Source organism: Dolomitihabitans soli (genome assembly GCF_022213955.1).
Taxonomy (GTDB): Bacteria; Actinomycetota; Actinomycetes; order Streptosporangiales; family Streptosporangiaceae; genus Streptosporangium_A; species Streptosporangium_A soli.
The window spans coordinates 36,958-46,529 of record NZ_JAKNTW010000014.1 but is presented as its reverse complement, the minus strand read 5'-3'; the positions used below and the strand labels follow the sequence as shown (position 1 = coordinate 46,529).

8 protein-coding genes are annotated in these 9,572 nt (G+C 70.6%); 5 read left to right on the top strand and 3 right to left on the bottom strand.

Annotated elements, in window-relative coordinates:
• Positions 1-221 precede the first annotated feature (221 nt).
• The gene (locus MBA17_RS27300; protein ID WP_238499455.1) at positions 222-2,732 is read left to right on the top strand and encodes a glycoside hydrolase family 9 protein; all 2,511 of its coding nucleotides are present in this window, start codon (positions 222-224) and stop codon (positions 2,730-2,732) included.
• Between the two features lie 264 nt (positions 2,733-2,996).
• Here the strand turns inward: MBA17_RS27300 and MBA17_RS27295 are convergent, their stop codons facing one another.
• Positions 2,997-3,701 (bottom strand): SGNH/GDSL hydrolase family protein, encoded by a 705-nt coding sequence (locus MBA17_RS27295; protein ID WP_238499454.1) that lies wholly within the window; start codon positions 3,699-3,701, stop codon positions 2,997-2,999.
• A 29-nt stretch (positions 3,702-3,730) separates the two neighbouring features.
• Here MBA17_RS27295 and MBA17_RS27290 point away from each other — a divergent pair, with 29 nt between their 5' ends.
• Positions 3,731-4,459, top strand: coding sequence for an alanyl-tRNA editing protein (locus MBA17_RS27290; RefSeq protein ID WP_238499453.1), 729 nt, complete (start codon positions 3,731-3,733; stop codon positions 4,457-4,459).
• 14 nt (positions 4,460-4,473) lie between these two features.
• Here the strand turns inward: MBA17_RS27290 and MBA17_RS27285 are convergent, their stop codons facing one another.
• Complete coding sequence (locus MBA17_RS27285; RefSeq protein ID WP_238499452.1) at positions 4,474-5,544, bottom strand: neutral zinc metallopeptidase; 1,071 nt, start codon at positions 5,542-5,544, stop codon at positions 4,474-4,476.
• A 184-nt stretch (positions 5,545-5,728) separates the two neighbouring features.
• Here MBA17_RS27285 and MBA17_RS27280 point away from each other — a divergent pair, with 184 nt between their 5' ends.
• Positions 5,729-7,384, top strand: coding sequence for a DUF2207 domain-containing protein (locus MBA17_RS27280; protein WP_238499451.1), 1,656 nt, complete (start codon positions 5,729-5,731; stop codon positions 7,382-7,384).
• Positions 7,385-7,526: 142 nt separating this feature from the next.
• Positions 7,527-8,120 carry an ankyrin repeat domain-containing protein gene (locus MBA17_RS27275; protein ID WP_238499450.1) on the top strand — a complete coding sequence of 198 codons (594 nt, stop codon included), beginning with the start codon at positions 7,527-7,529 and terminating at the stop codon, positions 8,118-8,120.
• Here the strand turns inward: MBA17_RS27275 and MBA17_RS27270 are convergent.
• Positions 8,117-9,055, bottom strand: coding sequence for an asparaginase (locus MBA17_RS27270; RefSeq protein WP_238499449.1), 939 nt, complete (start codon positions 9,053-9,055; stop codon positions 8,117-8,119). The genes MBA17_RS27275 and MBA17_RS27270 overlap by 4 nt on opposite strands.
• A 34-nt stretch (positions 9,056-9,089) precedes the next feature.
• Between MBA17_RS27270 and dtd the strand changes: the two genes are divergently transcribed.
• Positions 9,090-9,515: a D-aminoacyl-tRNA deacylase gene (gene dtd / locus MBA17_RS27265; protein ID WP_238499448.1), complete on the top strand. Its 426-nt coding sequence runs from the start codon at positions 9,090-9,092 to the stop codon at positions 9,513-9,515.
• The last annotated feature ends 57 nt before the right edge of the window (positions 9,516-9,572 follow it).

Here is a 9,572-nt window from a genome sequence, read left to right as displayed (position 1 = left end):
CGCCCTGGCCGAGTACGCCCGCCTCTCCCCCACCCCCTGAATCCCCCCGGGGCGCGGCGGCTTCCTGACCAGCCGCCGCGCCCCGGGCATCTCACCAACACGTTCCACGGGCACCGCGCGTCACCAGCACAGACACGGTTGACCAGCACACGGTCGTTGACCAGCACGGACACGGTTGTTCCCAAGCACAGACACGGTTGTTCACAAGCTCGAGGACATCGATGAAGAGATCCATCCTCGCGGTGGCCGCCCTGGCGCTGCCCCTGCTCACCCTCGCACCCCCCGCGCAGGCGGCCCCCGCGTTCAACTACGGCGAGGCCCTGCAGAAGTCGATCTGGTTCTACGAGGCCCAGCAGTCCGGCGACCTGCCGAGTTGGAACCGGGTCGGCTGGCGCGGCGACTCGGCGTTGAACGACGGCGGCGACGTCGGCGTGGACCTCACCGGCGGCTGGTACGACGCCGGCGACCATGTGAAGTTCGGGCTGCCGATGGCCGCGACGACGACCATGCTGGCGTGGGGGGCGGTGGAGTACCGCGACGCCTACGCCTCCTCCGGCCAGCTCACCCACCTGCTGAACAACCTGAAGTTCGTCAACGACTACTTCATCAAGGCCCATCCTTCGGCGAACGTGCTCTACGGGCAGGTCGGCAACGGCGGCACGGACCACGCGTGGTGGGGACCGGCCGAGGCGATGTCGATGGCCCGCCCGGCGTACAAGATCGACGCGTCCTGCGGCGGCTCCGACCTGGCCGGCGAGACGGCTGCGGCGATGGCCGCCTCATCGATCGTCTTCCGCCCGACAAATCCGTCGTATGCCGACACGCTGGTCACGCACGCCAAGCAGCTCTACACCTTCGCCGACACCGTCCGCAAGAAGTACAGCGACTGCATCAGCGACGCCCAGGGCTACTACAACTCCTGGAGCGGCTACAACGACGAACTCGTCTGGGGCGCGATCTGGCTGCACCGGGCGACCCAGGACCCCGCCTACCTCACCAAGGCCGAGTCCTACTACGACAACCTCGGCACCGAACCCCAGTCGACGACCAAGTCCTACAAGTGGACGATCGCCTGGGACGACAAGTCGTACGGCGCCTACGTGCTGCTGAACAAGCTGACCGGCAAGCAGAAGTACCTCGACGACGCCAACCGGTGGCTCGACTTCTGGACCGTCGGGGTCAACGGCCAGAAGATCCGTTACTCGCCGGGCGGGCAGGCCGTACTGGACCGGTGGGGATCGTTGCGGTACGCGGCCAACACGTCCTTCGCCGCGCTGGTCCACAGCGACACGATCACGGACGCCACCCGTAAGGCGAGATATCACGACTTCGCGGTCCGGCAGATCAACTACGCCCTCGGCGACAACCCGCGCAACTCCTCCTACATGATCGGGTTCGGCGCCAACCCGCCGAAGAACCCGCACCACCGCACCGCGCACGGCTCGTGGACCGACCAGCTCACCAACCCGGTCGCGACCCGCCACACCCTGTACGGCGCGCTCGTCGGCGGCCCACCCGACCCCGACGACGCCTACACCGACAAGCGTGACGACTACGTCATGAACGAGGTGGCCACCGACTACAACGCCGGTTTCACCAGCTCCCTCGCACGCTTGTACAAGGAGTACGGCGGGACGCCCGCGACCGGCTTCCCGGCGGCCGAGACGCCCGACGGTCCCGAGATCTTCATGGAGGCCGGGGTCAACGCCGCCGGCTCGACGTTCACCGAGATCAAGGCGATCGTCAGGAACCAGTCGGCCTGGCCCGCGCGCACCCTGAACGACGGCTCCTTCCGCTACTACTTCACCCTCGACGGCGCCACCACGGCGAACCAGGTCACCGTCTCCTCCGCCTACACCCAGTGCAAGGCGCCGACCGGTCCCACCCTGCTGACCGGCAAGATCTACTACGTCTCGATCGACTGCTCGGGAACCGCGATCGCCCCGGCCGGCCAGTCGGCCCACCGCAGGGAGATCCAGTTCAGGATCGCCAGCACGGGAACCTGGGATCCGGCCAACGACTGGTCGTACCGGGGCGTCACGACCACCCCGGGCGGGACCCCGGTCACCGTGCGGAACATGACCCTCTACTCGGGGACCACCAAGATCTGGGGTGACGCGCCGAGCGACGAGCCGCCGCCGGACGACCAGAGCCCGCCGACCAAGCCCGGCAAACCGGTGGTCTCCGACATCACCGGCAGCACGGCGAAACTGGCCTGGACCGCGTCCACGGACGACATCGGCGTCACCGGCTACGACGTCTACCAGGGCACCACCAAGGCCGGCACGGCCGACGGCACCTCGTTCACCCTGACCGGCCTCACCCCGGCGACCGGCTACTCCGTCACGGTGGTGGCCAGGGACGCGGCGGGCAAGTCGTCCACCCCGTCCGACGCGACCACCTTCACGACCGGCACCACCCCCGTCCCCACCGGGGGCTGCTCGGCCGCCTACAAGACGACCAACTCCTGGCAGGGCGGTTTCCAGGGTGACGTGACCGTCAAGAACGAGGGCACCTCGGCCATCACCGGCTGGACCGTGACCTGGAAGTTCGCCGGCGGCCAGACCGTCAGCCAGGTCTGGAACGGCGTCCACACCCAATCCGGCGCCGACGTGTCGGTGAAGAACGTCGCCTGGAACGGCAACCTCGCTCCCGGCGCGACCGCCTCCTTCGGCTTCACCGCCAACGGCACCAGCGCCACTCCCGCGACGGTGACCTGCACCACCGCCTGACCCAGAGCCCCCGGGCCGGGCGAGACTCGGACCCCCGTCCGGCCTGGGCACCACCCCGAGGAGTACGGCCCGCCCGGCCGTACTCCTCACCCCACCGTGAATACGGCCCGCTCAGCCGCACCCCTCGACCCACCGTGAATACGGCCCGCCCGGCCCACCAGGTACGGCCCGCTCAGCCGTACCCCTCAGACGATCGGCGCAGCCGTACCTCTCAAACCCGCCGCACCCGGCAGGTCACTCCGCGACCGCCGGGCGGGCGCCGGTTCAGCCCGTCAGGCTCGACTTGCGGAGGGCCTCGACGAGCCACCGGGCCAGCCGGGTGTGGCCCACGGCGGTGGGGTGGACGCCGTCGGGGAGCAGGATCGTCGACCTCCTGCCCAGGTACCGGCGTTGCGGAAGCGGGTCGAGGAAGGTGACCTTGGCCTTCTTGGCGGCGGCGGCCACGGCGTCCCTGACGTCGAGCGCCCAGCCGGGGACGCGGCTGATCCAGATCGGGCCGACGACGACGATCCTGGTGCGCGGCCACTTCTGCCTGACGGTCGCGAGCAGGCGGCCGGCGGCGACGTGCACCCGCGCGGGCGAGACCCGGCGGTCGTTGTGGCCACCGGAGATGATCAGCAGGTCGGGCGCGGGCCGCCAGGCCAGTTCCTCGGCGAAGGAGGTCGCGAAGTCGCGGTTCACCCGGCCGCGGTTGACGAACCCGGTCCCGGCGGCGCCCGCGAGGATGACCTGCCAGCCGAGTTCCCTGGCCGTTACCGAGGCGTAGGTGTGCCAGCGGCGCACGGGGCCCGAGCCGACGGTGAAGCTGTCGCCGACGACCATCACGACCGGGGGCCGCTGCACCACGACCGGGTTGCGCGGGCGCTGGCTCTCCCTCGGCGCCGCGTCGCAGCCGGTGACCGCCGAGACGGCACAGCACACGGCGAGCAGGATGGCGGCCAGCCTGATCAGGCGGGGGTGACCGTGCATGACCGCCTCTCGGGCCCTAGGCTGCCGACATGAGTGACCTCCACGGGCGCACCCAGCGCCTCGAACTCGCTGACCAGGAACTTCGTGACTGGGAGGCCGTGGTGCTCGCGGCTTCGCCCGAAGGCATCGTCTTGAGCAAGTCGGCATTCTATCCGGGTGGCGGGGGCCAGCCTGCCGATCATGGGGTTCTGCTGTGGCAGGGCGTGGAGACGCGCGTCGTCGGGGTCCGCAAGACCGACGATCTCCAGTTGATCCCCGCCGAGGGCGACCCGATCCCGCCGGCCGGGACCGTCGTCCGGGGCGCGGTCGCCGACGAGCGGCGTTCCGCGCTGATGCGCACCCACTCCGGGCTGCACGTCCTGTGCGGCGTGGTCTTCCGCGACTACGGCTCGCTCGTCACGGGCGGCAACATGGAACCGCTGGTCGCCCGCATGGACTTCAACCTGCCCGAGGTGCCGCCCGGCTTCAAGGAGGCCGTGGAGGACGCCTGCAACGCGGAGATCGTCGCCGACCGCCGGATCGACGTGCGGGTCCTGCCGCGCGCCGAGGCGTTCGAGATCCCCGACATCATCCGGACGGCCACCAACCTGGTGCCCGAGACCGTGGAGGACGTCCGTATCGTCGACATCGTCGGACTCGACACCCAGGCCGACGGCGGCACCCATGTCGCGTCCACCAAACAGATCGGCCGCATCCGGGTCGCCAAGATCGAGAGCAAGGGCAAGGGCTTCCGCCGGCTCCGCATCGCCATCGACTGACAACGCGGTTCTCCTCAGCGGACGTCGGACGCCGACGCCGCCCACGTGTTGCAGTACGGCACGCGCCCGTAGCGGTAACCGTGGTTCAACCAGGCCGCGTAGTGCGCGCCGGTGCCGTGGTCGTTGCGCCCGCCGCGCGTGTCGTCGCCGCGGCCGAACTGGTCCTGGACGGTCTGCCGCCACAGCCCGGAGGTGATCCCGAGCGATCTCCGGGTGCTCCTGGCGAAGATCCCCGCCAGGCACTGGGCCTGCAGCTCGCTGCGCCGGGTGTACGCGTCCTGCGCCGTCCGCGACTTCGTGGAGACCTCCCACGACCGGGCGCCGCTGATCCCGGCCATGTACTGCACGTGGTGCCCGTACTCGTGGGCCAGCACCCGAAGGTAGATCACGGGGTTGGCGGCGGGGTTCTGTCCGCTGGATGACTGGACCACATCGCGGAGCCCGATGTACATGCCCATGCTGGCGGGGCAGTAGTAGGCGGAGGCCCCGGGGGAGGGATAGCTGCCGCAGGGCCCGCGTCCCCGGCCGGTGTAGAAGATCCGGCGGGGTTGCAGGAACCTCGCCCGGGCCTGGGCGAACTTGCCCGCCCAGGCCCGGTCGAGGCAGCTGGTGGCCGCACGCAGGAAGCGGTTCATGTCGGACGGTCTGAAGGAGGGCCGGGGGGCGCGGCAACTGATGGGCCTCATGACGCCGGTGCCGTACAGGGGGTTGCGGGTGAGTCTGGCCCGGGTGTCCCCGCGACTCATGTAACGCAGGTCGACCAGCATCGACTCCGCCCCCGCGAGTTCGATCCGGGCGGACCCGCCCCCCTGTCCGAACTTGATCCGGTCCGGCGGCACCGGGCTGGGCGGCGTCACCTCGGCGGGCTCACCGTCTCCCGGCTCACCCGAACCAGGTTCACCCGAACCCGGCGCACCGGACGGGCGGGTGGCCGTGGGTCCCGAGTCCGGGCTCGCCGGAGTGACGGCGTCGTCCCCGCCGGACAGCGACGCGGCGACCACCACGGCCGTCAGCGTCAACGCGAGCGCCCCCACTGAGCCGAAGGCCAGGGCCGCGGCCGAACCGGCCTGTCTACGTGGGGGCATCTGTCCGCCTCTTTGAGAGTGAGATCACGTGCGGCGGAAATCTAGCGGAATCTCATCTAACTTTCCTATTGCTCGCCTTTTTCATGAAATATTGCCGGTTTGGCGAAATGACGCTGTTCAGCGGCTTGTAGGGCCAGACGCACCATGTTTCTGGGTAGGCTCCACTGCCATGGCGGGATCAAACATGCGGCGGACGACTGTCCGCGCCGCGGCGGCGGCCCTGGGGACAGTACTGTCCCTGGCCCTCGCGGGTACGGCGAGCGCGGCGCTCTCATCAGGCGCGACGAGCTCAGCGGGCACGGTGCAGACCGACGCGGTCGAGCTGGAGCTCCGCGAGGGCGGCGTGCTCCACGTCAAGGAGACCGTCACCTTCAAGGGCGGCCCCCTGACCCGAAAACTGATCACCCGGACCCGGTACGACGACGGCCACGACCGCCTGTTCACGATCTCCGGCTTCAAGGGCCAGGGCGGCACCCTCGCCGGTGACACGATCACCCTTTCCGGCGGCGGGACCGCCACCCTCGAATACGACGTCAAGGGCGTGGTCACGCCGATCAACAACGGCGAGGAACTGCGCTGGTACGCCGCGGGCGGCTGGTCGGGGCACGTGGAACAGGCGACCGTGAAGGTCTCCGGTTCGACCGCGATCCAGAACATCTCCTGCTTCGCCGGGCAGCTCACCTCCGCCATCGGCTGCACCGCGGCCTCGATGGACCACACGGGCGTCGTCGCCGAGTTCGAGCAGCAGGGCCTGGCCGCCGGCGAGACGCTGACCGTCATCCTCGGCTACCCCAAGGACGCCAGCGGCGGCAGCCCGGTTCTGGAACGCCGCTTCGAGCTGTCCAACGCCTTCGCGGTCAACCCGGTGACCGGCGGCGCGCTCGTCGGCCTGCTGGTGCTCCTGCTCGGCGGGCTCGGCCTCGTCTACTGGACCCGCGGCAGGGACGCCCGCGTCATCGGCCACGAGTCCGGCTCCCTCAACCCCGTGCAGAACGGTCATTTCGCACCGCCCGACGGGGTACGGCCCGGCCAGATCGGCACCCTGCTCGACGAGCAGGCCGACGTGGTCGACGTGACCGCCTCGATCGTCGACCTCGCCGTCCGCGGCTACCTCCGGATCGACGAGCAGTCGCGCCAGACCTACGACTCCCCCGACTGGATGCTGCTGAAGCTGCCGGAGGCGCCGGTCAGCTCGCTGCTGCCGTACGAGCGGGCGCTGTACGACGCGATCTTCGCCGGCCGCGACGCCGTACTCCTGTCCGACCTCCGCGGCTCCTTCGCCGGCGACCTCGGCAAGGTACGCGAGGCGCTCTACCACGACGTCGTCACGCAGGGCTGGTTCGCGCGCCGCCCCGACACCGTGCGGACCCGGTGGACCACCGCCGGCGTCGTGCTCACCGTCACCGGGGTGCTGGCCACGGTGGCGCTCGCCTGGCTCACCACGTACGGCCTGCTCGGGCTGGCCGTCATCATCGCGGGCGCGGCGCTGTCGGTCGGCGGCCAGTACATGCCGGCCAAGACCGCCAAGGGCGCCGCGGCGCTGGCCCACACGCTCGGCTTCCGCGAATACCTGGCCGGCGGCGAACTGGACCAGGTGCCCGAGGCCCAGCGGGTCGAGTTGTTCTCCCGCTACCTGCCCTACGCCGTCGTCTTCGACAACGTGGACCGGTGGGCCAGGGTGGTGGCCTCGGTCAACGGCAACGGCCGCCAGGTCGATCACCTCTACTGGTACCACGGCCCGGCGGAGTGGGACCTGTCGAAGTTCGCCGGCTCCATGCGCACCTTCGCCACGACCACCTCGGGCGCGATCTCGACCAGCCGCCAGTTCCGCTCCCTCTGAGGACGCCCCCTCCTCATCACCTTCTGACCTGGATAAACTCCTTGTGGGTCGGTGGCCGCCAGTACGGCCGGCCGCCGGCCGACGGAGGTCGGCACCGGCCACCCCACGGGCTGGGAGACCTCCTCCAGGAAAGGAAGGCCCCGTGCACAACCAACGACTGCTGGACGCCGCGGCAGGCGGCGACGCCATCGGAGTCAGGGACACGCTGCAGGCAGGGGCCGACATCGAGACCCGCGACGGGCGGCGCCGCACGGCCCTGTTGCTCGCCGCGTGCAGCGACCACGTCGAGGTGGCGGAGATCCTGGTGTCGGCCGGCGCCGACCCCGACGCGGCCGACCAGCAGTCGGACACACCCTGGCTGGTGACCGGTATGACCGGCAGCGTCAGGATGCTCAAGGTGCTGCTGCCCGCCAAACCCGACCTGACCATCACCAACCGCTTCGGCGGCGTCTCCCTCATCCCCGCCTGCGAGCGGGGACACGTCGCCTACGTGCGCGAGGTGCTGAAGACCGACATCAACGTCGACCACGTCAACGACCTGGGCTGGACGGGCCTGCTCGAAGCCGTCGTCCTCGGCGACGGCTCCGCCCCCTACCAGGAGATCGTGGCCCTGCTCATCGCCGGCGGCGCCGACGTCGACCTTCCCGACCGCGAGGGCGTGACCGCGCTACGCCACGCGATCGCCAAGGGTCAGACGAAGATCGCCCAGCTGCTGCGCGCCGCCGACGCGCGCTAACCCCGTACCCGGATCTCGCCGACGGGCCTCCCCCCGCCCATGATCACCCCGGTCGCCAGGGCGTCGAGGGCGGGCGTGTCGAGACCGAGTGCGCGCAGGGCGGCCACGGTGGCCGTGGTCCTGGCCCGCTGCCCGCCGTCCTCGATCTTGACGACCCCGGCCCTGCCGTCCTCGAAGGCGAACGCGTCGAACGCCTCCGCCCCCGCCTTCACCATGAGCCCCGGTACGGCCCGCATCAGCGCCGCCTCGGGCCGGAGGGTGCCGGAGGTCCACTCGGGGTGGGCGCGCATGGCATCGGCGATCCGGCGTTCCGGCGTGCCGTACGAGGCGAGCGGGAGGGCCCGGAACGCGCGCGCGACCCCGACCATCGAGACGAAGTGCAGCGGCGCGCCACAGCCGTCCACCCCGGAGGCCGCGACTCGCTCGCCGGTCAGGTCCTCGACGGTGGCCCTGACCGCACGCTGGAGGGGATGGGTCTGGTCGAGGTAGGTCTCGGTCGGCCAGTCGTTGGCCGCGCAGGTGGCGAGCATCGCCGCGTGCTTGCCCGAGCAGTTCATGTAGACGGCGGCCTCCTCGCCACCGGCCCGCAGCACCTGACGCCGGGTCTTCGCGTCCTCCGGCAGATCGGCGGGACATCGCAGAGCGCTCTCCGCCAGTCCCGCCTCGGCGAGGATCTTGCGGACCCCGTCGACGTGGAAGGACTCCCCCGAATGGCTCGCGCAGGCGAGCGCGAGCAGCGCGCCGTCGAGATCGAGCCCGGCGCGCAGCATGGCCAGGGCCTGCAGAGGCTTCATCGACGAACGCGGCGAGGCCAGCGCGTCCACCGCGCCGTGCGCGCGGACCACCGACCCGTCGGCGCCGACCGCCAGCATCCGAGCCAGGTGCGTGGACTCCACGAACCCTGACCGGATCACGTCAATCACCAATGACTCCATTTGCCCGATTCTAGGCATGGGAGGATGTGTGCTCATGAGAGCGGTGGCACAGCGAGTCAGTTCCGCGTCGGTGATGGTGGACGGCGCGACGGTCGGCGCGATCGACGAGCCGGGCCTGCTGGTCCTGGTCGGCGTCACCCACACGGACACCCCGGCCGAGGCCGCCAAGCTGGCGGCCAAACTGTGGGGCCTGCGCATCCTGCACGGCGAGAAGTCCTGCTCCGACGTGTCCGCACCACTCCTGGTGATCAGCCAGTTCACCCTGTACGGCGACGCGCGCAAGGGCCGCCGTCCCACCTGGCAGGCCGCCGCCCCGGGGCCCGTGGCCGAACCCCTGGTGGACGCCGTGGTGTCGGAACTCCGGGCCCTCGGTGCTCAGGTGCAGACCGGGATCTTCGGCGCCGACATGAAGGTCTCCCTGGTCAACGACGGCCCGATCACCTTGATAGTGGAGGTCTGAGCCCGGCCCGCACGCCCAGCCCCAGCCGCCAGAGGCATGGCGCCCTTCCACACAGGC

What these genes read in the sequence shown, in the direction of transcription:
- MBA17_RS27270 (WP_238499449.1), bottom strand. Translation starts at nt 9,055, where the DNA reads ATGGAGTCATTGGTGATTGACGTGATCCGGTCAGGGTTCGTGGAGTCC.
- MBA17_RS27285 (WP_238499452.1), bottom strand. Translation starts at nt 5,544, where the DNA reads ATGCCCCCACGTAGACAGGCCGGTTCGGCCGCGGCCCTGGCCTTCGGC.
- dtd (WP_238499448.1), top strand. Translation starts at nt 9,090, where the DNA reads ATGAGAGCGGTGGCACAGCGAGTCAGTTCCGCGTCGGTGATGGTGGAC.
- MBA17_RS27295 (WP_238499454.1), bottom strand. Translation starts at nt 3,701, where the DNA reads ATGCACGGTCACCCCCGCCTGATCAGGCTGGCCGCCATCCTGCTCGCC.
- MBA17_RS27300 (WP_238499455.1), top strand. Translation starts at nt 222, where the DNA reads ATGAAGAGATCCATCCTCGCGGTGGCCGCCCTGGCGCTGCCCCTGCTC.
- MBA17_RS27280 (WP_238499451.1), top strand. Translation starts at nt 5,729, where the DNA reads ATGCGGCGGACGACTGTCCGCGCCGCGGCGGCGGCCCTGGGGACAGTA.
- MBA17_RS27290 (WP_238499453.1), top strand. Translation starts at nt 3,731, where the DNA reads ATGAGTGACCTCCACGGGCGCACCCAGCGCCTCGAACTCGCTGACCAG.